At 72.6% G+C, this 26040-nt stretch carries 21 protein-coding genes; 12 read left to right on the top strand and 9 right to left on the bottom strand.

Annotated features, from left to right (window positions below; all coding sequences use genetic code 11):
• Both N8J89_RS27585 and N8J89_RS27580 read right to left on the bottom strand, forming a co-directional pair.
• Entirely contained in the window at nt 1–516 is a 516-nt protein-coding gene (locus tag N8J89_RS27585; protein ID WP_283659922.1) for an NUDIX hydrolase, read from the bottom strand.
• 45 nt (nt 517–561) lie between these two features.
• Entirely contained in the window at nt 562–1461 is a 900-nt protein-coding gene (locus tag N8J89_RS27580) for a LysR family transcriptional regulator (RefSeq protein ID WP_283659921.1), read from the bottom strand.
• A gap of 134 nt (nt 1462–1595) precedes the next feature.
• Here N8J89_RS27580 and N8J89_RS27575 point away from each other — a divergent pair, with 134 nt between their 5' ends.
• The 7 genes from N8J89_RS27575 (at nt 1596) to N8J89_RS27545 (ending at nt 6986) form a co-directional block, all read left to right on the top strand.
• On the top strand, nt 1596–2141 hold the full coding sequence (locus N8J89_RS27575; RefSeq protein WP_283659920.1) for a cysteine dioxygenase family protein: 546 nt from the start codon (nt 1596–1598) through the stop codon (nt 2139–2141).
• Nucleotides 2142–2175: 34 nt separating this feature from the next.
• Nucleotides 2176–3675, top strand: coding sequence for a depupylase/deamidase Dop (gene dop, locus N8J89_RS27570; protein WP_283659919.1), 1500 nt, complete (start codon nt 2176–2178; stop codon nt 3673–3675).
• An 88-nt stretch (nt 3676–3763) separates the two neighbouring features.
• Nucleotides 3764–3958: a ubiquitin-like protein Pup gene (locus N8J89_RS27565; RefSeq protein WP_283659918.1), complete on the top strand. Its 195-nt coding sequence runs from the start codon at nt 3764–3766 to the stop codon at nt 3956–3958.
• Nucleotides 3959–4019: 61 nt separating this feature from the next.
• The gene (gene prcB, locus N8J89_RS27560) at nt 4020–4874 is read left to right on the top strand and encodes a proteasome subunit beta (RefSeq protein ID WP_283659917.1); all 855 of its coding nucleotides are present in this window, start codon (nt 4020–4022) and stop codon (nt 4872–4874) included.
• A 53-nt stretch (nt 4875–4927) separates the two neighbouring features.
• Entirely contained in the window at nt 4928–5725 is a 798-nt protein-coding gene (gene prcA, locus N8J89_RS27555; protein ID WP_283659916.1) for a proteasome subunit alpha, read from the top strand.
• Nucleotides 5726–5729: 4 nt separating this feature from the next.
• Nucleotides 5730–6683 (top strand): phosphotransferase enzyme family protein, encoded by a 954-nt coding sequence (locus N8J89_RS27550; RefSeq protein WP_283659915.1) that lies wholly within the window; start codon nt 5730–5732, stop codon nt 6681–6683.
• A 42-nt stretch (nt 6684–6725) separates the two neighbouring features.
• Nucleotides 6726–6986: a DUF1918 domain-containing protein gene (locus N8J89_RS27545; RefSeq protein ID WP_502868502.1), complete on the top strand. Its 261-nt coding sequence runs from the start codon at nt 6726–6728 to the stop codon at nt 6984–6986.
• A gap of 5 nt (nt 6987–6991) precedes the next feature.
• Here N8J89_RS27545 and N8J89_RS27540 read toward each other — a convergent pair whose 3' ends face one another.
• The 3 genes from N8J89_RS27540 to N8J89_RS27530 all read right to left on the bottom strand — a co-directional run bounded on the left by N8J89_RS27540 (nt 6992) and on the right by N8J89_RS27530 (nt 12794).
• Nucleotides 6992–10087, bottom strand: coding sequence for an NACHT domain-containing protein (locus tag N8J89_RS27540; protein ID WP_283659913.1), 3096 nt, complete (start codon nt 10085–10087; stop codon nt 6992–6994).
• Nucleotides 10066–12342, bottom strand: coding sequence for an NACHT domain-containing protein (locus N8J89_RS27535; RefSeq protein ID WP_283659912.1), 2277 nt, complete (start codon nt 12340–12342; stop codon nt 10066–10068). Before N8J89_RS27535 ends, N8J89_RS27540 begins: the two co-directional genes overlap by 22 nt.
• Nucleotides 12343–12443: 101 nt before the next feature.
• Nucleotides 12444–12794: a DoxX family protein gene (locus N8J89_RS27530; RefSeq protein WP_283659911.1), complete on the bottom strand. Its 351-nt coding sequence runs from the start codon at nt 12792–12794 to the stop codon at nt 12444–12446.
• Nucleotides 12795–12855: 61 nt separating this feature from the next.
• On the opposite strand from N8J89_RS27530, the gene N8J89_RS27525 reads away from it, so the two are divergent.
• Both N8J89_RS27525 and N8J89_RS27520 read left to right on the top strand, forming a co-directional pair.
• Nucleotides 12856–13770, top strand: a complete 915-nt coding sequence (locus N8J89_RS27525) for a LysR family transcriptional regulator (protein WP_283659910.1) — start codon at nt 12856–12858, stop codon at nt 13768–13770.
• Between the two features lie 66 nt (nt 13771–13836).
• Entirely contained in the window at nt 13837–14778 is a 942-nt protein-coding gene (locus N8J89_RS27520; protein WP_283659909.1) for a YobF C-terminal domain-containing protein, read from the top strand.
• 39 nt (nt 14779–14817) lie between these two features.
• Here the strand turns inward: N8J89_RS27520 and N8J89_RS27515 are convergent, their stop codons facing one another.
• Together N8J89_RS27515 and N8J89_RS27510 are read right to left on the bottom strand one after the other, a co-directional pair.
• Complete coding sequence (locus N8J89_RS27515) at nt 14818–15783, bottom strand: alpha/beta hydrolase-fold protein (RefSeq protein ID WP_283659908.1); 966 nt, start codon at nt 15781–15783, stop codon at nt 14818–14820.
• Nucleotides 15784–15879: 96 nt separating this feature from the next.
• Nucleotides 15880–18327 carry a LuxR C-terminal-related transcriptional regulator gene (locus N8J89_RS27510; protein ID WP_283659907.1) on the bottom strand — a complete coding sequence of 816 codons (2448 nt, stop codon included), beginning with the start codon at nt 18325–18327 and terminating at the stop codon, nt 15880–15882.
• A 76-nt stretch (nt 18328–18403) separates the two neighbouring features.
• Here N8J89_RS27510 and N8J89_RS27505 point away from each other — a divergent pair, with 76 nt between their 5' ends.
• The 3 genes from N8J89_RS27505 (at nt 18404) to N8J89_RS27495 (ending at nt 22226) form a co-directional block, all read left to right on the top strand.
• Entirely contained in the window at nt 18404–19078 is a 675-nt protein-coding gene (locus tag N8J89_RS27505) for a hypothetical protein (protein ID WP_283659906.1), read from the top strand.
• 93 nt (nt 19079–19171) lie between these two features.
• Complete coding sequence (locus N8J89_RS27500; RefSeq protein ID WP_283659905.1) at nt 19172–21079, top strand: S8 family serine peptidase; 1908 nt, start codon at nt 19172–19174, stop codon at nt 21077–21079.
• A 4-nt stretch (nt 21080–21083) separates the two neighbouring features.
• Nucleotides 21084–22226 (top strand): S1 family peptidase, encoded by a 1143-nt coding sequence (locus N8J89_RS27495; RefSeq protein WP_283659904.1) that lies wholly within the window; start codon nt 21084–21086, stop codon nt 22224–22226.
• 3 nt (nt 22227–22229) lie between these two features.
• On the opposite strand, the gene N8J89_RS27490 is transcribed toward N8J89_RS27495, so the two are convergent.
• Together N8J89_RS27490 and N8J89_RS27485 are read right to left on the bottom strand one after the other, a co-directional pair.
• A complete protein-coding gene (locus N8J89_RS27490; protein WP_283659903.1) occupies nt 22230–25007 on the bottom strand; it encodes an ATP-binding protein in 2778 nt (925 codons plus the stop codon).
• A gap of 10 nt (nt 25008–25017) precedes the next feature.
• Nucleotides 25018–25947: an alpha/beta fold hydrolase gene (locus tag N8J89_RS27485; RefSeq protein WP_283659902.1), complete on the bottom strand. Its 930-nt coding sequence runs from the start codon at nt 25945–25947 to the stop codon at nt 25018–25020.
• Nucleotides 25948–26040 lie beyond the last annotated feature (93 nt).

Raw genomic sequence — 26040 nt, 5'->3', positions numbered from 1 at the left:
TCAGCTCCTCAGGTGGGTGAACCAGTGCTGGATCAGCGCGCGGCCGTCGTCCACGAACGGCCAGTCCGGGTCCTCCAGGCGCTTGCGCAGCTCGGTGAAGGACATCCACTCGCCGGAGACCACCTCCTCCGCCTGGTGGGTCACCGGGCCGTCGGAGAATGCCTCGTAGGCGTACTGGTGCGCGCGCACCGGCGGCACCACGAACGGCAGCGTGAACAGGTGCCGCAGCGGCACCCCGGAGACGCCCAGCTCCTCGGCCAGCTCCCGCTCGGCGCACAGCGCGGGATCCTCGCCGGCGCCGACCACACCGCCCGCCCAGCAGTCGTGGCAGCCGGGGTTGATGTCCTTGGTGTCACTGCGCTTGTGCACGTACACCCGTTCGCCGTCGGTGGAGCGCAACAGGATCGCGGTGCTGGCGTGCCAGAGCCCCTCGGCCCGCATCACCCGCCGCGGCGCGCTGCCCACCTCGGCGCCGGACTCGTCGTAGATCGCCACCAGCTCATCACCCGAAGACACCCGGCCAGTCTCGTCGCCGGGGCCGGGCACCGCCACGACCGGCAGTTATGACCTCGCGCACGCCCGGCGCAGCGCCGCGACGGTCAGCCCGATCGCGGGCACCCTGGCCAGGTCGGGCCAGGTGCACAGGAACACCTCGCGGCACAGCGCGGGCCGCAGCGGTCGCACGCACACATCCGGCCGCCGCACCGCGTTGAGCATCAGCTCCGGCACCACCGCCACCCCCAGCCCGGCCGCGACCAGGCCCTGCACCGCCAGGTTGTCATCGGTGGCGAAGGTGATGTCCGGGCGGAACCCGGCCGCCGCGCAGGCGTGCACCAGGTGTTCCCGGCAGCGCGCGCACCCGGCGATCCAGTGCTCCCCGGACAGGTCCGACAGCGCCACCTCCGGCGCGGCGCACAGCCGGTGCCCGGCGGGCAGCAGCGCGACCAGCGGATCGGTGAACAGCCGCACCGTCATCAGCCCCGGTGTCTCCGCCGGTTCCGGCTCGCCCGGATAGGTGAAGGCCAGCGCCAGATCGCATTCCCCCGCCCGCAGCAGCTCCACCGACTCCGGCGGCTCGGCCTCGGTCAGCGACAGCCGGATGTCAGGGTGCTCCCGGCCGATCCGGGCCGCCACCGGCGGCACCAGCGTCGCGCTGCCGCTGGGGAAGACCACCAGCCGCACCTGTCCGGCCCGCCGCCCGGCCAGCTCGGCCACCGCGCGCTCGGCCGCGGCCACCTCGGCCAGCACCAGCCCGGCCCGCCGCACCAGCTCCGTGCCGGCCTCGGTCAGCCGCATCTTGCGCCCGCAGCGCACCACCAGCGGCGTGCCGCACAGCCGTTCCAGCGCCTTCATCTGCTGGCTGATCGCGGGCTGGGTGTAGCCGAGGCGCACCGCGGCCGCTGAGTACGACCCGGTACGGGCGACAGCGCGCAGCACCCGCAGGTGTCGTAGTTCCAGCATTCTGTTTCCCTACCACGGATTCCGGCTGCGAATCAGCCCGCCATAGGTGCGGACTGCGGGTATAAGCCCAGCTTTGGGCCGGTGTGCGCAATGCTTGTTGGACCAGGCGCCGAATTCGCCGAAACACTTTCCCCATGACTTCCGCAGCCGAGCTCCGACCGATCCGGACCCGCGCCATGTGCGCCTTCACCCGCCGAGTGGACAAGATCGTCGGCAGCGGCGCCCAGCCGCAGCGGATCGCCACCGAGGTGGCCGGCTGCCTCGGCGAGCTGCTCACCCAGCCCAGGGTGCTCGCCCCGGCGCACCTGCTGCCCTCACCGGAGAGCTACCGGCAGCACCTGGTCTACGTCGACCCCGGCGGCCGGTTCTCGGTGGTCTCCCTGGTCTGGCTGCCCGGCCAGCGCACCCCGATCCACAACCACCGCTGCTGGTGCGTGGTCGGCGTGCTGCGCGGGGTGGAGGAAGAGGTCCGCTTCGACCTGGACCCGCGCAGCCGCAGCCTGCACCGGCGGGACGTGGTGACCAACCAGGCCGGCAGCGTCTCCGCGCTGGTGCCGCCGGAGCGGGACATCCACCTGGTGCGCAACTCCGGGTCCACCCTGGCCGTCTCGGTGCACGTCTACGGCGCCGACATCGGCAGGCTCGGCAGCAGTATCGACACGATCTACTCGCCAGGCTGACGTCACTGTCCGTCTCACCCCGTAGGCTGCCGGTATGCGGCGGATCATGGGAACCGAGGTCGAGTACGGCATCTCCGTGCCCGGCGACGCTTCGGCCAACCCGGTGCTCACCTCGACCCAGGTGGTACTGGCCTACGCGGCGGCGGCCGACATACCAAGGGCCCGGCGGGCGCGCTGGGACTACGAGGTGGAGTCCCCGCTGCGGGACGCCCGCGGCTTCGACCTGGGCCCGCCCGGCGGGGCGCCCGCCGACCACGACGTGGAGGACCTCGGCGCGGCCAACGTCATCCTGACCAACGGGGCGCGGCTCTACGTCGACCACGCGCACCCGGAGTACTCCACGCCCGAGCTGACCAACGCCCGCGACGTGGTGGTCTGGGACAAGGCTGGCGAGCGGATCATGGAGGAGGCCGCGATGAAGGCGGCCACCGTGCCCGGCCAGCCGCAGCTCCAGCTGTACAAGAACAACATCGACGGCAAGGGCGCCAGCTACGGCACCCACGAGAACTACCTGATGGCGCGCAGCACGCCGTTCACCGCCGTCATCTCCGGACTCACCCCGTTCTTCGTCTCCCGGCAGGTGATCACCGGCTCCGGGCGGGTCGGCATCGGCGCGGCCAGCGAGGAGGCCGGGTTCCAGCTGTCCCAGCGCTCGGACTACATCGAGGTCGAGGTCGGCCTGGAGACCACGCTCAAGCGCGGCATCATCAACACCCGCGACGAGCCGCACGCCGACGCGGACAAGTACCGCCGCCTGCACGTGATCATCGGCGATGCCAACCTGGCCGAGTACTCCACCTACCTCAAGGTGGGCTGCACCGCGCTGGTGCTGGACATGATCGAGTCCGGCCGCCGCTTCGACGACCTGCGGCTGGCCGACCCGGTGCGCGCGGTGCACGCCATCAGCCACGACCCCACGCTCAAGGTCAAGGTGGAGGTGGCGGGCGGGCGCAAGTTCAGCGGCCTGGACCTGCAGTACGCCTACCACGAGCGGGCCGCCGAGCACATCGAGCGCAACGGCGCCGACCGGGTGTCCACGCACGTGCTCAAGACCTGGGGCGAGGTGCTCGACGACCTGGCCAGGGACCCGATGAGCTGCGCGGACCGGCTGGACTGGCCGGCCAAGCTGCGGCTGCTGGAGGGCTACCGGGCCAGGGACAACCTGCAGTGGGGCTCCCCGCGCCTGCAACTGGTCGACCTGCAGTACTCCGACGTCCGCCTCGGCAAGGGCCTCTACAACCGCCTGGTCGCCCGCGGCTCGATGAAACGCCTGGTCAGCGAGGAGGAGGTGCGCGCGGCCATCACCGCGCCGCCGGAGGACACCCGCGCCTACTTCCGGGGCCGCTGCCTGGAGCGCTACCCCACCGAGGTGGCGGCCGCCTCCTGGGACTCGGTGATCTTCGACCTGGGCCGGGACTCGCTGGTCCGGATTCCCACCCTTGAGCCGCTCCGGGGAACAAAAGCGCACGTCGGAGCCTTGTTGGAAGCATCGGACACCGCGGAGGAGCTGGTTCGTCAGCTCACCCGTCGTTGATCTTCTTGGTTACAGACCTGACCGGTCTCTCCACCTTGTCGGTCATGGTCGGTAATGTTGCGGACAGGCCAACCAACGGGGAGGCGACATGGCACAGGAGCAGGTCCAGAAGCAGGGCGGCGGCGACGGCGACGAGGAGTCGGCCGGAGCTGGCGGCGCTGGTCAGGAACGCCGGGAGAAGCTCGGCGAGGACGTGGACGCGATCCTCGACGAGATCGACGACGTCCTGGAGGAGAACGCCGAGGACTTCGTGCGCGCCTACGTGCAGAAGGGCGGGCAGTAGCCCCGCTCGTCCGTATGTGTCCTAGCCGCGCACACCGCACACCAGGAGACGAAGACAGCCGATGGAGAACACGTCGGCCCGGAACTACCCGGGCGCGGCCCTGCACCCTGCCTACTTCGCGCCGGGGGCGGTGTCCTTCAGTGAGTTCCTTGGACAGGCGGCGCCCGACCTGCTGCCGGGCCGGCGTGGGTTGCCGGAGGCGCCGGTGACCGGTCCGATCACGCACGGCACCACGATCGTGGCGGCCACCTTCAAGGGCGGCGTGCTGCTGGCCGGCGACCGCAGGGCCACCCAGGGCAACGTCATCGCGCAGCGGGACATCGAGAAGGTCTTCGTCACCGACGACTACTCGGCCGTCGGCATCGCGGGCGTGGCCGGGCTGGCCGTGGAGCTGGTCCGGCTGTTCGCGGTGGAGCTGGAGCACTACGAGAAGATCGAGGGCGTCTCGCTGTCCCTGGACGGCAAGGCCAACAAGCTCGGCACCATGGTGCGCGGCAACCTGGACGCGGCCATGATGGGCCTGGCCGCGATCCCGCTGTTCGTCGGCTACGACCCCGAGGCCGCCGACCCCGAGCGGGCCGCCCGGATCGTCTCCTACGACATCACCGGCAGCCGCGCCGACGAGCACCAGGGCTACCACGCCATCGGCTCCGGCTCGGTGTTCGCCAAGTCCGCGCTGAAGAAGAAGTTCGACCCCGCCGCCGACGTGGACACCGCGGTGCGCACCGCGGTCGAGGCGCTCTACGACGCGGCCGACGACGACACCGCCACCGGTGGCCCCGACCTGACCAGGCGGATCTACCCGATGGTCGTGACCATCACCGCCGAAGCGGGTGCGGTGAAGTGGTCCGAGGAGTCCACCAAGGCCGTGGCCGAGGCCGTCGTGCAAGGCCGGATGGCCAACCCCGGCGGCTGAGCCGTCCCCCGTAACCAGCCCTGTCGTCGATCCTCAAGCCGGGAGTTACCACCGTGACGATGCCGTTGTACGCCTCCGCCGAGCAGGTGATGCGGGACCGGTCGGAGCTGGCCCGCAAGGGCATCGCCCGTGGCCGCAGCGTGGTCGTGCTGACCTACACCGATGGTGTGCTGTTCGTGGCGGAGAACCCCTCGACCACCCTGCACAAGGTCTCCGAGATCTACGACCGGATCGGCTTCGCCGCGGTCGGCCGCTACAGCGAGTTCGAGGCGCTGCGCACGCTGGGCATCCGCTACGCCGACGTGCGCGGCTACGCCTACGACCGCAGGGACGTCACCGCGCGGGCGCTGGCCAACACCTACGCCTCCCAGCTGGGCACCATCTTCACCGAGCAGCTCAAGCCGTTCGAGGTGGAGATCTGCGTGGCCGAGGTCGGCGAGACCGCCGAGTCCGACCAGCTCTACCGGCTCACCTACGACGGCTCGATCAGCGATGAGCCGAACTACATGGTGATGGGCGGCCAGGCCGAGGCGATCAACACCGCGATGAAGGACGCCTTCCGCGAGGGCATGGAGCTGGCCGAGGCGGTGCCGATCGCGGTCAAGGCGCTCACCGCCACCGCGGCCGCGCCCGCGCGCGCCGGTTCGGCCGCCGCGGCCGCTGACAAGCCGAGGGTGCTGGGCGTCAAGCAGCTGGAGGTCGCGGTGCTGGAGCGGACCCGTCCGCGCCGCAAGTTCCGCCGGATCACCGGTGCCGCGCTGGAGGCCCTGCTGCCCGCGGTGGAGGAGCCGGCGGCCGAGGCGCCGAAGGACGACAAACCAGCCGAGGGCAACGGCGAGGAAACCAAGTAGCTGTGTGAGCGCCCCGATGGCCAGGGTCGATCTCGCCGCGATCAACGCGCTGCTGGACGACTATGGGCTTTCGGGCGCTTCCCGGCCACGGCTGGTCCGCTCGCACACCAACGACGTCTACCTGGTCAACCACCAGTCCCGGCGCTATGTCATCAAGGTGTACGGCATCCGCTGGCGCACCGGTCCCCAGGTCGCCTGGGAAGCCGCGCTGCTGGCCCACCTGGCCGACCGGGGTGCCGCGGTCTCCCGCCCGGTGCCCCGGCGCGATGGCGAGCCTTGCGGCGTGCTCACCACCCCGGCCGGACCGCGGTGCGTGCTGGTCACCGAGTACGTGCCGGGCGAGCAGCCGCGCCGTCCGTTCACCTCCACCAACTACCGCGAGTTCGGCCGCGCCCTGGCCTGGCTGCACGAGGCCACCACCGGCTTCGAGGTCACCGAGGGCGCGCGTCCGTACGACCTGCGCCGGACCCTGGAGGAACCGGTCGCGCTGATCCGCGGCCACCGCCCGCAGCGCGCGGACAAGACCCTGCTCACCCAGGTCTCCGCCGCCTGCCGCGCCCGCCTGTCCGAGCTGGCTGGCCAGGACCTGGACTTCGGCATCTGCCACGGCGACGTCAGCATCGACAACGTGGTGGTCGACGAGCAGGGCCGCTTCGCCTTCTACGACTTCGACCTGGCCGGCCCCGGCTGGCGCGCCTGGGACCACGTCCGCCTGTACCGCTTCGACCGCTCCAGCCGCGCCGACCTGTGGGAGTACTTCCAGCAGGGCTACGACGAGGTCCGCCACCTCACCCCGGCCGACCTGGCCGCCCTGCCCTACCTCGACCTGGTCGAACAACTCTGGACCACCGCCATCGAGCTGACCCTGCGCGTCCTGCCCACCGGCCCCCGCGCGACAGCCGCCTACCTGGACGAACGCCTCACCCAGCTCCGCCGGTCGTGGGACACCCTGCGCTGAGGTGCGTGCACACACAAGTTGTCTGACCAGCACTTTCACCCCATGAGGGCATGTGGTGCCAGGGTGTCACGGGCGATGCTGAATGCGAACGCTCACATCGAGGGAGTCAGGATGCGCGCCAGCGTCGGGGATCGGATCACGGTGCACGGCCGGGTTGTGGGGAACAGCAACCGGGTGGTTGAGGTGGTTGAGGTACTGGGCGGGGATGGGGCGCCGCCGTACCGGGTGCGGGGGGTGGACGGGCATGAGTCGATCATGACGCCGGGGCCGGACTGCATAGTGCGGCCGAGAACCGAGGACTGAGCCGGTCACCGCTCCGGGCGGTGCATTCTGGTGATTCTGGGCTCGCTTTGCCGCGGACTGTCCGCGAGCAGTTCCGCGAGCGCGTTCATCAGGTCGGGTTCCGGTAGCTGCTCACGTAGTTCTGTCAGCAGCGCACCGCCTTCGTCGCCAGGACTTTCCCGCTCGTACAGGAGCACGGCGGAGGCGGCCGCGCTGTCGGTGTATCGGCGAGGCTCGCGGAGTTCGGGGAACTCGGCCAGCAATTTCGGATGGGCCGAGATCGCCGCGGCGAGCGCGTGTGGGGCGAGTTCGACCACCTGATGGAACTCCAGGAGCCATTGGACGAGGACCCGGATATCCGGGTAGGAGGCCTGGAGCCGGATGTCGAGCAGCAGCCGACTGAGCAATTCGCTGATCTTGACGCTCTCGAGTAGTGGCCCTTCGGGAAGGTCAGGTAGGAAAAGTTGCACGAGCTCGGTCGAGTGCAGCGAGCCGAGCAGGCTGCTGAACAGGGCGTGGTCCCACCGGGTGTCCTTGGTCGCGTAGTGGAGGCCCTCCAGCGCAGAGGCGCCGAACCGGAGCAGGGCTTCGCGGTGCCGGTCACCGGCCAAACGGGCGTGCGTGATTTCGGCGAGCCCGGTGGACACCACCCTGAATCCCAATCTGGGGCAGAACAGTCCTAGCTCGGTCGGTTTCAGCGCGTCGATCGTGGCCACCCAGGCGGTGTAGCCGAGCCCGGCCCGCCACAGGTCCACTGTGGACTGCCAGTTGGGCGGCACCGGGGTGTCGTCTGCGGCGAACAGGACCCGGAGCAGGATCAGGTTGGCGGAGTAGGCGGCCAGTTCGCGGAGGTGGTCGACCGGCTGGGGGCGGTAGTCGGCGAAGCGGGTCGAGCCCTGTCGCTGGCGGTAGCCGGTGAACGCCTTGTCCAGCAGGCGGGTGATGCGGACGCGGCCCTCGGCGGGGCGTTCGTCGGCCAGTTCGCGGATGAAGGTGATCGTCGACCGGCTGACGGTTAGGGGCTGGTGGGAGAGCAGGGCGAACAGTGGGTCGTCGGCGAGGCCGTAGCGGCCGCTGGTGCTGACCAGTTCGTCCAGCTCGATGAGGACCTGGCTGGCGACCAGGTATTCGCCGAAGGTGGCGTGCAGGAACTCGTAGTGGCGTTGGTGTTCGTCCAGTTGGTGGGTTCTGGCCTCGGGGGAGTGGATGAAGAAGAACTCGGCGATGGTTCGGCGGCCCAGGTCGGCGCGGACCGCTGTTTCGGACAGGGCGGCGAGGTCGGCACCTAGCTCGGTGTCGGTGATGTCCTGGCGGCCCCGGTTGAACATGCCGAGGGCGGCGATTGACAGGCGCCAGAGCTGGTCGCGGATGGCTTCTTGGAACTGTTCGGTGTCCGGCGGGGTGTCCTTTTTGGACACTTCGCGGCGGACGAAGCTGTGCAACAGCTCGCGGTACAGGGCGGCGCGGGAGAGGTCGGCGTCCAGGCCGGGGGAGTCGGGGTCGGCGGCGTAGAGGGCGAGCATGAGCAGCAGCAGGGGCTGGCCGGTGAGGTCCAGGTGGCGCAACGCGTCCTCGGCGCTGAGGCCGCCTGCCGGGTTGGCCTGGTGCCAGACGCGGAGCCAGGACCGCACCTGGGCCTCGTCGAAGTCCTCCAGCTTGATCACCGGGGTGCCGGTGGGGATGCGCACCCGGTCGGCCACGGTGGTGCGGGAGGTGACCATGGTGACCACCGGGTGCTCCTGGTCGGCCTCGCGGCGCTGGAAGTCGGCCACCTCCTGGAGGTAGCCGGAGCGCGGGGTGGCCGAGGCTTGCAGCAGTTCGTCCAGGCCGTCGAACAGGACCACGCGCACGGTGTCGCGGCTCTGCCTGGCCAGGTCGGCCCAGTCGACGCGGCCGTGGGTGCCCTGGTTGAGGGCCTGCTGGATCTGTTCGTAGACCGGGGCTTCCGCGTCGACCCGGCGCAGCGGAACCCGGACGACGGTGTAGCTGGTCGCGGGCAGCCGGGCGGCGAGGACCTTGGTCAGGGTGGACTTGCCCGCGCCGGGGTGGCCGAGCACCAGCAGCGGGATGGCGGTGCTTTCCGGGCTGGTCAGGTGGGCGGTCAGGCGCAGGTCGAGGTCACTGTGCACGGCCAGCGTTGGCCACGGGATCTCCTGCGAGTGGTGCTGGGTGGCGATCCGGTAGCGCGGGTTGACGTAGATCTCTTCGATGGCGGGGAAGACGATGTCCTCGGCCCAGCCCCAGTGGTGCGCGGAGTCGACCGGGACCACCAGCTCGCGCAGCGCGCCGCGGTTGGCCCGGTGCACGGCCTGGCAAAGGTCGTTCGGCTGTTGGGTGCCGGAGGTGAGGGTGAGCAGGGTTTCCAGGCGCTGCAAGGCGGTGCCGTGGTGGTTGAGTGCGGCGAGCAGGTCGCGGCGGGTGCCGGTGACCTCGTCGCGGATGGCCGCGTATTCGCCGAAGGAGGCCCAGACCAGGAACTCGGGCACGTCGGCGGCCAGCCGGAGGTAGAGGCCGCGGTAGCGTTCCAGCGCGCGCTCGGGGAGTCCGCCCAGGGGGATGTCGAGGGTGCGCCAGAGGGTCAGCCGGGACAGCAGGTCATAGGTGCGCGAGGCGATGTGGGTGAGCCAGCTGGCCACCGCGGCGCAGTTCTCCTCGAAGCCGCCTGCTGTGCCGGGAGCGCGCACCGGGGCCTGGCAGAGCAGGTTGACCAGCTTCTCGCCGTCTTCGCGGAGTCGGCCGGTGACCAGCATTTCCTCCTCGAACCGGCTGACCTTGAGGGCCTGGTAGTTCTTCTCCCCGATCTGCTCGCGCAGCGTCTCGAAGAAGGCGGCGGCCACCAGGGTGGTGTGCGCGGCGGCGATCAGCTGGTGGCGTTCGTAGCCGCCGGTGCGGGAGTCCGCTGCCGAGTCCAGCGTCCGCTGGAGCTGGTTCATCGCCTCGTTCTTCTGGTCCACCCAGCCCCACAGCGCGGCCAGCGCGGTGATCGGGTCGATCAGTCCGGCCGCCGGAGCGGCCAGGATGATGCCGCCAAGGGCCTTGTCCAGCTTCTCCAGCCAGGGGCGGTTGTGTTTGCCGAGGATGCGCAGGGCGCCGCGGTAGGTCAGGGCTGGATCGCTGGCCATTGGTCCACATTACGGACGGTGAAGTGCCGCTGGCACAGGGGATGGGTGAACTTGTAGCCGCCGCCGATCTCGTTGAGCAGGCAAGTTCTGTGCGCGTGGTGCAGGAAGTCCAGGAACCGCAACGGGATCGCGCCCTCGCGCCACAGCAGCAGGCGCAGGGTCCAGTGGCGGAGCCAGGCGCCGCCGCCCAGGCGGAGGGCGACGACCACGCCGAGCGGGATGCCCAGCAGCAGGCCGTAGGCCAGGCCGCCGAGCAGGACGCCGAGGACACCGGCGAGCAGGGCGGTGCGGGCGGTGTCGCGCATGCCGATGCCGGGTTGGGCGGGTCGGATGGTGGCCTGTTGTTCCAGGCCGGTGAGCACGCCGACGGCCAGGCCCGCGGTGAGGCCGAGGACCGCGCCGCCGGCGGCGGAGCCGAGCAGGGAGCCGGAGATGCCGACGATCAGGAAGCTGGACACGCCCAGGGTCTGCTGGGCGGTGAGCTCGCCGAACCAGGAGCCGAGCAGGAGTCCGACCACGGTTCCGGCCAGGGCGCACAGTGCGGCGTGGCGGATGGTGCGGCGCCAGGCCGGGGCGGACTGGCGGGGCGGGGCCAGCGGTTCGATGCGGGTGCCGAGGACCTGCCAGCCCATCAGTGGTCCAGTGGCCAGGCCGCCGATCACCGTGGCCACCAGGCCGCGGGTGCGTGGGTCGTCGGTGTCGCCGGAGATCAGCTCCAGGGCCCAGCCGCCGGAGAGGCCGAAGCACAGCGCGGTGACCAGGCCGACCAGCAGGGCCAGGCCGGGGCTGACCAGCCAGCGGTGCCAGCGGCGGGTGAGCAGGTCGGGCTGCATGCGGTCGGGCAGGAAGACGGTCTGGTTGCGGGCGGTCATGGTGGTGGCCAGCCAGGACAGGACGCGGGCGGTCTGCGGCTCGCTGAACCGGGTCGGGTGCGGGCGGGCGCCGTCGTGCAGGCGGCGGGCCACGTAGTCGGCGAGCACCTCCGCCCGCCACCGCTCGACCTCGACTCCGGTGGGCACGGCCGCCGCGGTCCGGCCGCGGTAGGCCACGCTGGCCACGGCCAGGAACAGCGGGGTGGTGACCAGTTCGGCGAGTCCCGGGTCGGCGGCCAGGGCCGTGCGCAACCCGGCCAGCTCCGGCCCGGCCGCGGCGAGGTGGCGGGCGACCTGGTCCACGGTCAGCGGCCGCACCTCGACCACCCGGCGGGTGCGCGGCGCGGTGGTCAGCGCGGTGTAGACGTCGGTGCCGCAGGTCAGCACCAGCGGGAAGGTCGCGCCCCTGGCGTGCCGGTACTCCTCGATCGCGGCCACGCAGGAGTCCCGGTGCTCCGGCGGCACCTCGTCCAGGCCGTCCAGCAACAGCAGCAGTCGCCGTTGGCCAACCCAGGCCCAGCCGAGCTCGCGGTCCACATTGTACAGCTGCAGCAGCTGCTCGACCACCCAGGTCTCCAGGTCGCCCGCGCGCGGGGACCAGGAGGACAGCGGGAGTACGACCGGGATGGGCTGGTCGGGGTCGGCAGGCCAGTCGTCGAGCAGGGCGCGGGCGATCTCCAGCAGTAGCAAGGTCTTTCCGACGCCGCGGGCGCCGACGATGGTCAGGGTGCCCGCTTCGGTGAGCAGGCGGCGGGGTTCGGTGGGTGGCAGGGGGAGGTGGGTGTCGCGGCCGCGGCGGTACTCGGTGAGCTGGCTGGGGAAGCGGCCGGTGACGGCGAGGGAGGGGATGAGCTCGGCGTCGATCCAGTGGCGGCGGACGGCGTTGAGCAGGCTGCGGCAGCGGGCGAGGGCGGCGGGGGTGGAGAGGGAGGGGGGAGTGGGCGGGGTGGTGGGGGAGAGCGCGGGGTTGGGCGGTGAGGTGGTGGGGGAGGTCGAGAGATTTCGCGCGGGAGGAGTGGCGGAGGTGGGGACGGACGAGGGCGCGGGAGGAGTGGGGGAGTCGGAGGAGTGGGCGGTGTTGGGCGCGGGAGCGGCGGGGTGGGGTTCGGCGGAGCTGGCGAGTTTTGTGGAAAGTTCCTGCCAGCGGTGGGTCCACTCGATCGGGTCGCCGTTGCAGGCGCCGACGTAGGCCAGGGTGACGGCCAGGGTGGGGAGTTCCAAGCCGCGGGCGGCTGCGGACAGGGCTGAGGCCGAATACCCCGCTTTGCGGGACAGGGTGCGGTAGCTGCGGCCGCCTGCCTTCTCGCGCAGGGCGCGCAGGTCGTGGGCGAAAGCGGGGAGTGGGCCGTCGGTGGGGTTGACGGGGTGTTCCGGGCGCCCCACGAAGCCTCCTCGCGTGTGTGCCGGGGCGGCCGATTGTGCTGGAGTCCGGGGTCGCTGTCAGCGGGGTGCACTGGGGGCTGCCCGGAAGATCGCCCGGAGGGTCAGCGGAGCAGGTCCAGGGTGAGGGTGGCGGCGGCCAGGATGAGGAAGGCCAGCGGGGCGGCGATGTTGTGGTAGACGCGGGCGCGCAGGTGGATCACGTTGGCGCACAGGAAGAACAGGGTCAGGCCGATCGCCGCGGCCAGGCCGATGACCTGGTAGCCGAGCAGGCCGAGGAGCAGGCCGGCGGCGCCAGCGGCTTTGAGTGCGCCGAGGGGCGCCACCCAGGACGCCGGGAGGTTGAGCTCGGCGGAGTTGGCCAGGACGAACTTGGCCCTGGTGAAGTCGGCGATGGCGGCGGCGGTGTTGAGCGCGATGGTGGCAAGGGTGACCAGCAGGTAGGCGACGAACATGGGTTCAGCCTTGGGGGTGGCTGGGGTGCGCGTCCAATACCTGCGTCTATAACCTTGTGGAATGGATGTGGACACCCGGTTGCTGCGGTACTTCGCGGCCGTGGCCGAGCTGGGCAGCCTCAGCCGGGCGGCGGAGCGGTTGTTCGTCTCGCAGCCCGCGCTGACCAAGCAGGTCCGGCGGCTGGAGGAGCAGCTCGGGACACCGCTGTTCCTCCGCTCGCGCAACGGGATGGCGCTCACCGAGGCCGGGCGGGCGCTGGCGGCGCGGGTGCCCTCGGTGCTGGCCGGGTGGGACGAGGTGGTGCGGGAGACCAGGGTCGCGGCGGGGCGGGCGGCCAGGGTGCTGCGGGTGGGGTTCATCGCCAGCGCGGCCAACGAGGCCACCCAGGAGATCATCGCCGAGTTCGGCAGGCGCAGGCCCGGCTGGCGGGTGGACATGCGGCAGGCTGCCTGGTCCAACCCGACCGCCGGGCTGGCCGACGGGGAGGTCGACGTCGCGTTGTTGCGGCTGCCGGTGCCGGGGCAGGAGGCGTTGCGGGTGGCGGTGTTGTTCAGCGAACCGCGCTGGATCGCGCTGGCCGCCGGGCATCCGCTGGCCGGGCGGGAGGTGGTCGACTTCCGGGAGCTGCTGGACGAGCCGTTCGTGGCCGCACCCGCGGAAACCGGTCCCTGGCGGGACTACTGGCTGGCGGCGGAGGAACGGCAGGGGCATCCGGTGCGCATCGGGGCGGTGACCGACCAGCCGGATGACTGGCTGACCGCGATCGCCAACGGCTACGGCATCGCGCTGGGGCCGGAGTCCAACGCCCGGTTCTACGCCCGGCCCGGGGTGGTCTACCGGCCGGTCAGCGGGGTGAGTCCCAGCGAGGTCGGGGTGGCGTGGACGCCAGCCGCCGACGGGGATCCGGTGGTGCGGGAGTTCATCCAGTGCTGCCTGGACTCGGTGCGGGGAGCTCCGCCGAGATCGCCTCGGTGAGGATCCTCAGTGGCGAGGCGTCGGGGGCGTTGACCCTGACACCGTGTCAGCCGCTGTACTGCGCCCATGACGACCTACCTCGGCTCCGGTCCCTACTGCTACACCCACTGCCTGGCCATGATGTTCGGCGACCAGGCCCCGTCGACCGCGGTGATCGAGACGCTGACCGGCGCGCCGTTCGGGGTGCAGTTGGTGGCGGGGCGCACGCCGTACTTCGACCCCTACGGCTGGCATCCGGAGATCGGCGTGGCCGATGCCGTGGCCGCGCTGGGCTGGCGCTGCGCACACCACAGCGGCGGCAGCGAACGGGAGGCGCTGGACCGGTTGCTGGCGGCCGGGAAACCGGTGCTGGCCGGGCCGGTGGACATGGGGTTGCTGGCGTACCAGACCGGTGGCGGCGGGGACCACTACGTGCTGGTGCTCGCCGCGACCGAGGAGGAGGTGCTGCTGCACGATCCGCACGGGCACCCGTACGCGACGTTGCCCACCAAGGCGTTCCTGGCCGCGTGGCGGGCGGAGGCGGTGGAGTACGTGGACGTGCCGTTCGGCATGCGGACGGACTTCGTGCGGGAGCGGGTGGTGGATCCCGTTGTGGCACTGCGGGAATCGCTGCCTCGGGCGGTGCGCTGGCTGAGCGGGCGGGCGGAGGTGGCGGTGCCGCCGGGGTCGCTGGGCGGGGCGGCGGCGCTGCTGCGGCTGGCCGAGCTGGCGGACCGAGGGCTGGAGCCAGAGGTGCGGGACCTGTTGGCGCACTTCGCGATCCGGCTCGGCGCGCGTCGGCTGGGGGATGCCGCGACGTGCCTGGACCTGCTGGGGATGACGCGGGCGGCGACGGCGGCGACGGAGCTGGCGCGCGGGGTCGGCGGGCTCCAGCACGCGGTGGTGACCGGGGAGAATCCTGTTCTGGCGCAACGGATCGCCGCGCTGGCACCGCAGTACGAGCGGTGGCTGGCGGTGCTGACCGAACCGGGCGCAGCCGGGGCCACGGCTGCGCCCGGTCGCGGCTGACCCCGGTCCGGTGCCGGGGTCAGCCGGGCTGGGCAGTGGTTACCTCGGTCCCCACAGCACGTCCCGCATGACCGGCAGCTCGCGCCGCAGGCCCTGCTCACCCGCGCACACGATGTTGTGCGCGCAGTTGTACTCGACCATCCAGCTGTTGTTGATGCCGTTGGCCAGCAGGTGCTGGTGGAACTCGTAGGTCAGCCGGTGCGCCTGCGCCTCCAGCTGGTCGTGGTGCTGGGTGCCACCGTAGATCACGGTGTGGATGTCGCGCAGCGCGTTCACCCGGTGCCACGGGTTGTTGAAACCCCAGGAGCCGTCGAACGGTCCGCCGAACGGGCCGTCCGCGGGCAGGCCCTCCAGCGGCAGGGAACCGGTGACCGCGGCACGCATCCGCGGGTCCTCCAGGTTGTAGCCGCCGGAGAGGCCGACCACCATGCGGAACAGCCACGGCCGGTGCACGGCGTGCCGGATCGCGGTGAACGCGCCCATGGAGAAGCCCGCGATGGCGCGGCCTTCCCGCTCGCGGATGGTGCGCAGGTTGCGGTCGATGAACGGGATCAGCTGGTCCAGGTGGAAGGTGTCCCACTGCTGGACGCCCGCGGACTGGTTGACCCAGTTGGTGGCCCACCCGGCCCGGCCGGCCTCCGCGGTGACCACGATGAACGGGAACCCGGCGGTGATCTGCTCGACGTTGGCTTCCAGGTGCCAGTTGCCCGGACCCTGGCCGCGGCCGTGGTACAGGTAGAGCACCGGGTAGGCCAGGTTCGGGTTGTGGCCCTCGGGCAGGGTGACGATCAGGTCGTGCGACTGCCGGAAGTGCGTGGTGTTCTTGTCCACCGCGCCGGTGTTGATGCTCACCACGGTGGAGCGGGGCGTGGTGTGGTTGACGTTGAGCACGTCGATGCCGTCGCCGGAGGTGAACCCCGGCCGCCAGGCGGGCGCCGCCTGCGCCGGAGCGCCGACGAGGGTCGCGGCCAGCGCCGCGACGACTAGCAGGATCGTTTTTCGCATGTTTCGACTTCCCCTCGATGACCCGCACCACCCCGTGCGGCGTCAGGCCGTCAGCACAGCAGCCAGGCCGCCGGAAAACATCGGTATGTGTGCTGATCAGTCTCGCGGCTTGAAGCCGAGGGCGACCTCGACGCGGGTGGCGTAGCCGAGCTTGGCCAGCACCCGGGAGACGTGCGAGTGCACGGTGCGCACCGAGATGACCAGGCGGTCGGCGACCTCGCGGTTGCTGAGGCCCTCGGCGAGCAGGGCGGCCACCCGGTACTCGGCGTCGGTGAGGGCCTCCCAGCCGTGCTTGGGCCTGCGCCGGGGGCCGGTGGCGCCGCGGCGGACGCCGTGCGCGCGCAGGGCGGCGGTGGCCCGGTTGATGTCGCCGGTGGCGGCCAGGCCGGTGTAGTGGGCGATCGCCTCCTGGTAGGCGGCGCGGGCGGCTTCCGGCTCGCCGGAGGCGGCCAGCACCCTGGCCGCGTCCTCACCGGCGCGGGCGGCGGCGATGGCGGAGCCGCCGTCGGCCAGCTCCTTGGCCGCGGCCAGCAGCAGGTCCACATCGCCGTCGACCATGCCCTGGCAGTACAGCAGCACGCCGCGCTGGCCGACCGAGTCGTCGCTGGTCCAGCGCTGCATGGTGGCCACGATCCGGGCGGCCAGCTCCTTGTCGCCTGCGTTGACCGCGATGCGCACCACCCGCGCGCCGACGCCGGTGACCGCGTGCCCGTGGTGCACGCCCACGCCGCCCTCGGCCAGCGCCCGGACCAGCTGGAGCGCCAGCTCGGAGTCGCCTTCCAGGTCGGCGAGCATGGCGCGGGCGGTGACCGAGTTGTGCTCGTAGAACACCGCCACGCTTCGGCATTCGGCCTGTTCGCAGCGCCGGACCTGCTCGCGGGCGGCGGGCAGGTCGCCGCGGTGCATGTGGATGATCGCGGCCAGGCCGTGCAGCGGGCGGGCCATCCCGTAGGCATCCTCCGGCATGGTCAGGGCCGCCTCGATCTCGGTGAGGGCCTCGTCCCAGCGGCCCTGGTTGAACGCGGCCAGCGCCCACGCGGTGCGGTGCCAGGCCAGGTAGCCCGCGCCGAGCGTGCTGGCCACCGGCCGGGCCGCGGTCAGGGTGGCCAGCGCCGAGGGGTCCTGCCGCAGGTCCTCCACGGTGCCGCGGACCAGGCGGCCGAGCAGCCACTGCGCCGGGTCGGCCACCTCGATGTCCAGCGATGCCTCGGCCTGCTCCAGGACCTCCAGGGCCCCGGCCAGGTCGCGGGTGAGCAGGCGGCCGATGGCCTGGAAGTTCAGCAGCGCCACCGCGACCACCGGGTCCTCGGCCGCGGTGGACTCGGCGTGCTGGAAGGCGGCCCCGGCCCCGGCCAGGTCCCCGGCGAGCAGGCAGGCGAATGCCTCGATCGCGGCCAGCTGCCCGTCCCGGCGCTCCGGGCCGAGCGCGGCGAGCACCGCGGCCGGGTCCAGCTCGGCCAGCCCGACCCTGGCCAGGGTGGCCCGCAGCCGCTGCCGCAGCGGCAGCGCGACCCTGGTGACCAGCCCGGCCGAGGCGACCCGGCGGGCCTCGGCCAGCTGCCCCGACCACAGCAGCGCCTCGGCCAGCGCGGCGCGCAGCGGGTGCAGCTTGGCCGCGCCCGGTGGCAGCCAGGCGACCACCTCGCGCAGCAGCTCGACCACCGCGGGCGTGGGCCGGGCGGCCAGCTGGTCGGCGTGCCGGATGAGCCAGGACACCGTCCAGGTGGTCACCGGCAGCCCTGCCAGCGCCTCGGCGACCGCGACCGGCGCGCTGCCCCGCCTGGCCAGCGCCCGCGCCACCTGCCCGCGCAGCCCGGCCGAGGTGGTGGCCAGGTCGGCGCGCACCAGCGGCTGCCGCAGCCGCACCTGACCGGCGCGCTCGGTGACCAGGCCCAGCCCGCGCAGCCTGCCCAGCCCGGTGAGCACCTCGGCGGCGGTCAGCTCGGTGACCGCGGCCAGCTCGTCCACGGTGACCGGTTCGGGCAGCAGCGCGGCGTAGCGCAGCAGGGTGCCGTCCGGCCAGGCCAGCTCGGTGGCCCAGGCGGTGACCTGCTCGGCCCGGTCGGGCGCGGCCAGCCGGGACAGCAGCCAGGGGTTGCCGCCGGCGGCCTCGGCCAGCGGGTGGTCGCCGGCCATGGCGCGCACCGCGTCGGCGTCCAGCGGTGCCAGGTCGTGCACCAGGCCGATCCGGTCCAGCGCGGCGAACCGGGCCGGGGTGACGCCGCGGTGGCGCCCGGTGAGGACCAGCGGCGCGCGGTCTACCAGCTCGTGCAGCGCGAGCAGGGTGGCGTCGTCGGCGCGGTGCAGGTCGTCGAGCACCACCACGCCGGGCTCCGGCCAGTCCGGCAGGCCGCCGGAGAGCGTGGTGCGGCCGGTGGGCAGCACCGGGATCTGGCGCACCGGCAGCCCGTCCGCCCGCGCCGCCGCGATCCTGGCCGCCAGCAGCGTGCTCACGCCCATGCCGGGGTCGGCGCGCAGCAGGACCAGCCCGCCGCGGGTCTCGGCGAGCAGGCGCAGCGACTCGTCCCGACCAAAGATCCGCACAGCTGGGTCCCCCTCGCCGGGAAGCTTAGCGAGGCCCTTCGAGTGCGCCATGATGAGCGGCGATTCTTGAAAGGAGTTGGTCACCCTGTCCAGCAAGAGTGTCCTCCTGCGCCTGGTGGCGGTCACCGTGCTCGCCCTCGGCCTCACCGCGGTCCCCGCGCAGGCCGCCCCGTCCGGGTCCATCGCCGCCGCCCGCGCGCTGCCGCTGGGCAGCACGGTGACCGTGGCGGGCACCGTGACCACCCCTTCCGGCGCGTTCGAGTCCAGCTTCTTCGACAAGGGTTTCGCCATCCAGGACCGGACCGCGGGCATCTACCTCAAGCTCAAGGCCGACCTGGACGTCCGGCCCGGCCGCCGGGTGCGGGCCACCGGGGTGCTGACCGACAGCTCCGGCCTGCTCACCGTGGTCCCGGCCGGTCCGGAGGCGGTCACCGTGGGCCGTCCGGGCAGCCCGGTGCGGCCGGAGTGGCGGGCCACCGCGAAGGTCGACGAGTCCAGCGAGGGCCGGCTGGTGCGGGTGCTGGCCAAGGTCACCAAGCCGGTGCTCAACGACCCGCCCTACGGCGCGAAGCTGTTCGTGGACGACGGTTCCGGTGAGCTGACCGTGTTCGTGAACACCCAGACTCGGATCGACCTGCGCGGGTTCACACCGGGGCAGTGGGTGCTGGTCGCCGGGTTCAGCGGGCAGTACGACGACCACTACGAGATCAACCCGCGGAGTCAGCGGGACCTGGTGGGTTTTCCTGCGTAGTGCCGCAATTCGGTAGGTAGCGCCGCTGATTGAACGCCTGGCCCCCGGGCCGGGATGGTCCTCCTCGCACAGTTCCTGTTGAGGAGGGCTCGCATGAGACATCCCTGCGTCTTGGGGCTCAAGCTGTTCGGCGTCGCCGTGGCCGCGGTCCTGCCCGCGGTCGCGCTCGCCCCGGCCGCCACCGCCGCGCCGGAAGGGGTGCGCGCCTACCTGGTGCTCACCGCGCCGGGCGGCACCGAGGACATCGCCAAGGCGGTGGTGGCCAATGGCGGGCGGGTGCAGCACTCGTACCCGCCGATCGGCGTCGTGGTCGCGCACGCCGAGAACACCGGCTTCGCCGCGAAACTGCGTGCGGTCAGCGGTGTGCAGAAGGTCGGCCAGACCCGCGACTCGGACGTGCCCCCTGGTGGCGGCACGGCGCGGAAGTACCTGGAACCGCAGCTGGGCACGGCGATCAACCGCCCGGCCGAGGCGGTCGAGTGGAACATGAAGCAGATGGGGGCGGACCAGGCCTGGGCGGTCAACCCGGGCAGCCGCACCGTCACCGTCGGCGTGCTGGACACCGGTGTCCAGGGCGGCCACGAGGACCTGCGGGAGAACTTCGATGCCGCCAACTCGGTCTCCTGTCTGTACGGCAAGCCGAACACCGCCGCCGGAGCCTGGGAGCCGGACGCGCACGCCCCCGCCGCCGGCCACGGCACCTCGGTGGCCGGGATCATCGCCGCGGCCAAGAACGGCAAGGGCGTGGTGGGAGTCGCGCCTGGCGTGCGGGTGGCCTCGGTCAAGGTGATGGAGCCGACCGGCTACATGTACGCCGAGAACGTGGTCTGCGGGCTGATGTGGTCGGCCGAGCGCGGCTTCCGGGTGACCAACCACAGCTACTACGTCGACCCGTGGATGTTCAACCACACCACCAATCCCGACCAGGACGCGGTGATCGAGGCGGTCCGGCGGGCGGTGGACTACGCCCACGGCAAGGGCACGCTGACCGTGGCGGCGGCGGGCAACAGCAGCACCAACCTGGACCAGGAGCAGGGGCTGTTCCTGCCCGGCGACCTGCCGAACGCGGTGTCGGTGACCGCGGCCAACACCCGCAAGGAACTGGCCTACTACTCCAACTTCGGCCTGAACACCGTGGAACTCACCGCGCCCGGCGGCGACGGCTACGCGATGATCAACACCACCGGGCTGAACAACGGCTACACCACCTTCCACGGGACCTCGGCCTCCTCGCCACACGCCGCGGGCGTGGCCGCCCTGCTGGCCTCCGCACACCCGACGGCAGGGCCGGACGAGCTGCGGAAGTTGTTGCTGGCACAGGCGATCGACACCCCGTGCCCGAGCGGGGACAGCCGCTGCACCGGCACCCCGGCGCGCAACTCGCACTTCGGTGAGGGCATCGCGAACGCGCTCAAGGCGGTCTCCGGCAGTGACCCCGATCCCGGCCCGGAAACCCCGGTGTACACCGAGGACTTCGAGCGGGCCACCGGGTGGAGCGGCAACGCGGGCGGCGCGGACACCGCCACCGCGGGCCGGTTCGAGGTCGGCGACCCGCAGGGCACCAGCCACGCCGGACTGGTGATGCAGCCCGAGGGCACGCCGAGCGGGTCGCGGGCCGCGGTCACCGGGGCCGCCGCGGGCGCGGCGGTGGGGGACAACGACCTGGACGGCGGGGTCAGCAGCCTCACCTCCGCGCCGATCCAGCTGCCCGCCGGGGGCCGGATCACGTTGTCCTGCCAGTACTTCCTCGGTCACCTGGCCAACTCCGCCGGTGCGGACCACCTGCGCATCCGGGTGCTCGCCGGGGACAGCGGCAGCGTGGTGTTCGAGCAGAAGACCGGCAGCACCGACACCGCGGCCGGCTGGCAGAGCGCCAAGGCCGACCTGTCCCCCTTCGCGGGCAAGACGATCCGCGTGGTGGTCGAGGCCGCCGACGCCGCGGGCGGCAGCCTGGTCGAGGCCGGGGTGGACGACCTCCGCATCACTCACCGGAAGGCGTGACGGCATGCGTACCATGACTGTCCTTGGTGGACTGATGATCGGCATGGCCACCCTGTCCGCTCCGTCCCAGGCCGAGGGGAGCATGGTGGCGGCCCTGGCCAGGGACCTCCAGCTGACCCCGGCACAGGCTCAGACCAGACTGGCCCAGCAGGCCGAGGCCCAGCGCATCGCCGAACGACTGCCCGCCGAGGTGCGGCGAAGCGTTGCGGGACAATGGTTCGACGAGCAGATCGGCGGCCTGAGCGTCGCGGTCACCGATCACCGCACCGCCGCGCTGGTCCGCGCCGCGGGCGCGCGGCCGGTCACCGTCAGCCGGAGTGCCGCGGACCTGGACCGGATGAACGAGTCGGTGCGGGAGTTGGCCGCGCCGGGCGTCGCCGGGCTGACCGGGTGGGGCGTGGACCCGGTGGCCAACACCGTGGTCGTGCGGGTCAGCACCGCCGCGCGGACCGCGGCCACCCAGCCGTTCCTGGACCGGGTTCGCGCACTGGGCGCGCAGGTCAGCGAGTCGGCCGGGGCTCCGGTGCCGCAACAGGGCCGGATCCGGCCGGGCGACCCCTGGATCCCCGGCTACGAGGGCAACTGCTCGGTCGGCTTCGGGGCCACCGATGCCCAGGGCGGCCAGCACTTCCTCACCGCGGGCCACTGCACCAACGACCGCGACCAGCCCGCCTACGCCAGCTACGGCGGACCGAGGGTCGGCACCTCCAACGTGGGCGGCAGCCGCAGCGTCTTCAACCGCGAAGGCGACATGGGCGTGGTCTCGGTGACCGAGCCGGGCTGGTCGGTGACCAGCTCGGTCAACACCTGGGGCGCGGCCCCGGTCACCGTGTCCGGCACGGCCGATGCACTGGTCAACCAGGCGGTCTGCCACTCCGGGGTGGCCTCCCGGTGGCAGTGCGGCCGGGTGACCGCCACCGGGCAGACCGTGGTCTACCCGACGGTGGTAATCGAGGGCCTCAGCTTCACCACCGCCTGCTCCATCGCCGGTGACTCCGGTGGCGCCTGGCTGGCCGGGGACAAGGCCATCGGGGTGCACTCCGGCGGGCTGTCCTCCTGCTACCCGGGCGGGGCGCGGAACCAGTCCATCTTCCAGCCGGTCAACGAGGCGCTGCGCAAGTGGGGGCTCACCCTGGCGCGGGGCTGATGATCACGGGGTGGGGCGGCGCGGCGCCCCACCCCCTTCCCCGAACAGTCTGGCCAGCTCGTGCCGCGAGCTGAGGTCGAGCTTGCGCAGCGCGTGCGCGACGTGCTGTTCCACCGTGCGCACCGACAGCTCCAGCGCGGCCGCGATCTGCCGGTTGGTCCGGCCGAGCGCGGCCAGTTCCGCTGTTTCCAGCTCCCTGGGCGAGAGCCGGTCGCCGTAGCCCGGCCGTCCGCGCCTGCGGCCGGTCCCGCCGAGGTCCCGCAACACCTTCTCGCACTGACGCACCCGGCGAGTCGCCCCGAGCGCGGCGAAGTCCTCGGCCGCCGCCCGCACCCTGGCCGCGTCACCCGCGCATTCCCCGGCCAGCAAACGGGTTCTGGCCAGCCAGTACGGTCGGGGCAGCGCGGCGAACAGCTCCTCAGTGGCCAGGTACCCGGCCAGCGCACCGTCCACTTCGGACTCCCGGTCGCGCAGGATCGCTTCGCCGAGCTCCAGTGCGGCGGCCGAGGCCGGGCAGTCCCGCCCTTCGATGCCCTGCCGGTGCTCCGCCAGCAGTTCCCGGGCGGCCCCAGGACGCCCCGCCGCGCACAGCACCTCCACCGCGACCGGGGTGATCTCGCTGGCCCACACCCACATCCCGGTGCGCCGCAACACTTCCACCGCGCTCGCCACACTTTCCGCCGCCGCGGCCACCGAACCCCGGCGCAGCTGTTCTCCGGCCACGATCGCGCTCGCGGTGGCCGCCACCGGCGGGGCCGCGGCCTCCTGCTCGCGCAGCAGCCGCAGCGCCCGGTCCGGCTCGCCCGCCTCGGCGGCCAGCGCGCCCTCGACCAGCCTGCACTCCACCGCGATCCTGGGCAGGCCCGCGTACTTGGCCGCCAGGTCCGCGGCGCGGGGGAGCAGGCCGGTCCAGTCCCCGCGCAGCCAGGCCAGCAGGATCTCGGCCACGGCCAGCTGTTCCTCGGTGTAGGGCGCGCTGAACTTCCGGGCCAGCTCGCGCCCGTGCGCCAGGTAGCGGTCGGCCTGTGCGTAGTGGCCGAGCCAGGCGGTGGCGTCCACGAAGTTCAGGCAGCCGCGCATGTGGTGGCGGCCCAGCGCCGGGTCCAGCGGCTCGGTCAGCAGTTCCGGGGCCAGCCGCCAGGCCTCGGGGCGGCCGCAGGTGAGCAGCGTGGTCACCCGGTTCACCGCGAAGGCGAGGTGGTGCACCGGATCGGTGTGCGCCTCGGCCAGCCGCTCGGCCTCGGCCAGCCAGCGCAGGTGCACGTCCAGGTGCTGGTGCCCGGCGTGGATGTTGGACAGCGAGGACATCACCCGCGCCGCCAGCTCCGGCCGCGCCACCCGAAGTTCGCCCGCCGCCTGCTCCAGCTCGCGGTAGCCCGCCGCGGGTTCACCGGCCTGGTTGAGCAGCAGCAGGCCGAGTGAGTACCGCAGCTCACCGCGCACCGCGGGCGGTAGCGGAACCCCGGCCAGCACCTCGCGCAGCACCGCGATCGTGGCCGTCCCGTCCAGCCCGTCCACCGCCGTGCGCCCCAGCTTCAACGCCAGCCGCTCGCTGGATCCGTGCTCCCGCACCGGTTCGGCCAGCAGCGCCCGTAGGCTGGCCACCGCCGCGCCCGGATCGCCGACCGCCACCGCCCGGTCCGCGGCCAGCTCGGTGTGCCGCCGCCACCCGGCGAGGTCCCCGCAGGAGTGCAGGTGGTGGGCGATCCTGGTGTGCGGCAACGGCTCCGGCCGCTCGGCGAGCACCTCGGCGATCCGCCGGTGCCACCGCTGCCGCTGCCCGGTGTCCAGGGTCAGCCGGATCGCCTGCTCAGCCAGCTCATGACGGCAGCGGTACCGTTCATCCGACTCCCGCAGCAGATCCGAGCGCACCGCCGCGGCCAGCGCCTCGGCGCTGACTCCGGCCACCCGGCACAGCTCCGCCGCCCGCACCGGCGCGCCGAACACCGCGGCCGCGCCGGTCACCGCGCGCACCTGCGCCGCCACCCTGGCCAGCCGCTGCTCGATCGCCTCCCGGAAGTTCGCCGGAACCCGGTCCCCGGCCAGCTCCGCCCACGGCGCGCCACCCCGCTCGGCCGCGTCCCGCACCACCTCCTCGATGGCGAAGGGCACCCCGCCGGTCCGCCGCTGCAACGCTTCCCGCGCCTGCGCCGGCACCCGGCCGCCGCCCAGCATCGCGAGCGCCATGGCCGCGGTCTGCCGGTCGGTCAACGGTTCCAGCCGCACGGTGGTGCCCGGCCCGAGCGCGGCCCGCACCTCGGGATCGAGCTCACCAGGCCGGTAGGCGACCACCAGGGCCAGCCGCTCGGGCAGGTGTCCGGTGAGGAAGCGCAGGAACTCCACGGTCTGCTCATCGGCCCAGTGCAGGTCGTCGAGCACCAGCACCGCCGGACCGGCCCCGGCCAGCAGCTCCCGCAACGCCCGGAACAGCCGGTGCCGGTCCATCCGCGGGTCGCCGAGGGAGGGCAGCGCGGGCGGTAGCCGATCGGCCAGCTCCGGCAGCAGCGGGGCCAGCGCGCCGAGCAAGGCGTTGCCGCCCAACGGAACCGGGGCCGACAACACCGCGTCCACCAGTGGCGCCAACGGGAACGGCTCGCGGAAGGGCTGGCAGGCGGCGGACAGCAGGACCCGCCCCGGCGCGCTCAGCTCGGCCAGCAGCCGGGTCTTGCCCACCCCGGGCTCGCCCTCCAGCCGCAGCACCACCGGCGGCGCGGCCACGGCCTGCCGCAGCGCGGCGACCTGCGGCCCACGGCCCACCAGCGGCACCCGACCCTCGTCCACCGATCAGAAACTACCCGAAGATGACGGTTCTACCCTGCGCCGAACTGAACATCCCCCCGGAGTCGTGGCCGACCCCCGGCACGGTGACCTTGCGGTGCGGCGCGGCCGGGAACTGCCGCTGGATCGCGGCGAAGTAGGCGCTGCCGCGCTCGAACCGGTTGCGGCCCTGGACCTCGGCCGGGCAGTCGGTGTCCAACGAGCCGTCCCGCTCGGTGTCCCGCTCGCCCAGCAGATAGGTCACCCGCCGTGCGCCGTACCAGCCGCGGATCTGCTCCGCGCTGGGCGTGGCCAGGTACGGGTTGCGGCGCTGCAACCCGTACTTGTAGTCGTCGTACTCGCGGCAGGACCCCACGCCGAGTGGTCGCTGGGGGCTGAGGTACAGGTAGGAGGACGGGTTGGCCACCGCAAAACCGACCCCGATCCTCAGCTCACCCGCCACCCGGCTGCCCGCGGCGTAGCGCTGCGCGAACTGCCCGCCCGCGGAGTGCCCGACCAGGGTGATCTTGCCGAGGCTGGGGAAGCGGCCCTTGTCCGCGAGCACCCGCAGCAGCTCGTCCATCGCGGTGAAGGAGCTCAGTCCGCGCGGCTGCTCCGCGTCCCCACCGTCCTTCCAGGAGTGCGCGCCGCCGTTGGCCCAGTAGGCGTCCCGCGGTGCCGGTCGGTCGTCCTTGGTCTGGAAGTGCGGCGCGATGATCACCGTGCGCCGCGCGGTGCCGCCCGCGGCCGAGACCATCCGGTCGTAGTAGCCCTTGGCGTTGCGCCCGGTGCCGTGCACGACCACCACCGCGCTGGTCGGCTCGCGCGCGCCGGAGAGGGAATGGCTGGCGTGGTAAGGGAGTTGCGCGCCGCCGGACAGGGTCAGCCGGGGCGGCGCGGCGGCCAGGGCCGGCGCGCTGGTCAGCGCCACCAGCACCGCGGCCGATGCACTCAGGAGTCTCATGCCGGCTGACGGTAGGCAGCGCGATCGGGACTGTTCCCGAGCCCGCGCACGCTGACGCAGACGCCGATCGCGACGACCAGCGCGACCCGGCCG

Origin of the sequence: Crossiella sp. CA-258035, from assembly GCF_030064675.1 — a bacterium.
GTDB lineage: Bacteria > Actinomycetota > Actinomycetes > Mycobacteriales > Pseudonocardiaceae > Crossiella.
This window is presented reverse-complemented; position numbering and strand designations above follow the sequence as displayed.

Excerpts from the sequence above, each read along its gene's own strand:
- N8J89_RS27580 (WP_283659921.1), bottom strand. The coding sequence starts at position 1,461 with ATGCTGGAACTACGACACCTGCGGGTGCTGCGCGCTGTCGCCCGTACC.
- N8J89_RS27495 (WP_283659904.1), top strand. The coding sequence starts at position 21,084 with ATGCGTACCATGACTGTCCTTGGTGGACTGATGATCGGCATGGCCACC.
- N8J89_RS27545 (WP_502868502.1), top strand. The coding sequence starts at position 6,726 with ATGAGGGCATGTGGTGCCAGGGTGTCACGGGCGATGCTGAATGCGAAC.
- N8J89_RS27530 (WP_283659911.1), bottom strand. The coding sequence starts at position 12,794 with ATGTTCGTCGCCTACCTGCTGGTCACCCTTGCCACCATCGCGCTCAAC.
- N8J89_RS27485 (WP_283659902.1), bottom strand. The coding sequence starts at position 25,947 with ATGAGACTCCTGAGTGCATCGGCCGCGGTGCTGGTGGCGCTGACCAGC.
- N8J89_RS27520 (WP_283659909.1), top strand. The coding sequence starts at position 13,837 with ATGACGACCTACCTCGGCTCCGGTCCCTACTGCTACACCCACTGCCTG.
- prcB (WP_283659917.1), top strand. The coding sequence starts at position 4,020 with ATGGAGAACACGTCGGCCCGGAACTACCCGGGCGCGGCCCTGCACCCT.
- N8J89_RS27525 (WP_283659910.1), top strand. The coding sequence starts at position 12,856 with ATGGATGTGGACACCCGGTTGCTGCGGTACTTCGCGGCCGTGGCCGAG.
- dop (WP_283659919.1), top strand. The coding sequence starts at position 2,176 with ATGCGGCGGATCATGGGAACCGAGGTCGAGTACGGCATCTCCGTGCCC.
- N8J89_RS27575 (WP_283659920.1), top strand. The coding sequence starts at position 1,596 with ATGACTTCCGCAGCCGAGCTCCGACCGATCCGGACCCGCGCCATGTGC.
- N8J89_RS27540 (WP_283659913.1), bottom strand. The coding sequence starts at position 10,087 with ATGGCCAGCGATCCAGCCCTGACCTACCGCGGCGCCCTGCGCATCCTC.
- N8J89_RS27515 (WP_283659908.1), bottom strand. The coding sequence starts at position 15,783 with ATGCGAAAAACGATCCTGCTAGTCGTCGCGGCGCTGGCCGCGACCCTC.
- N8J89_RS27565 (WP_283659918.1), top strand. The coding sequence starts at position 3,764 with ATGGCACAGGAGCAGGTCCAGAAGCAGGGCGGCGGCGACGGCGACGAG.
- N8J89_RS27500 (WP_283659905.1), top strand. The coding sequence starts at position 19,172 with ATGAGACATCCCTGCGTCTTGGGGCTCAAGCTGTTCGGCGTCGCCGTG.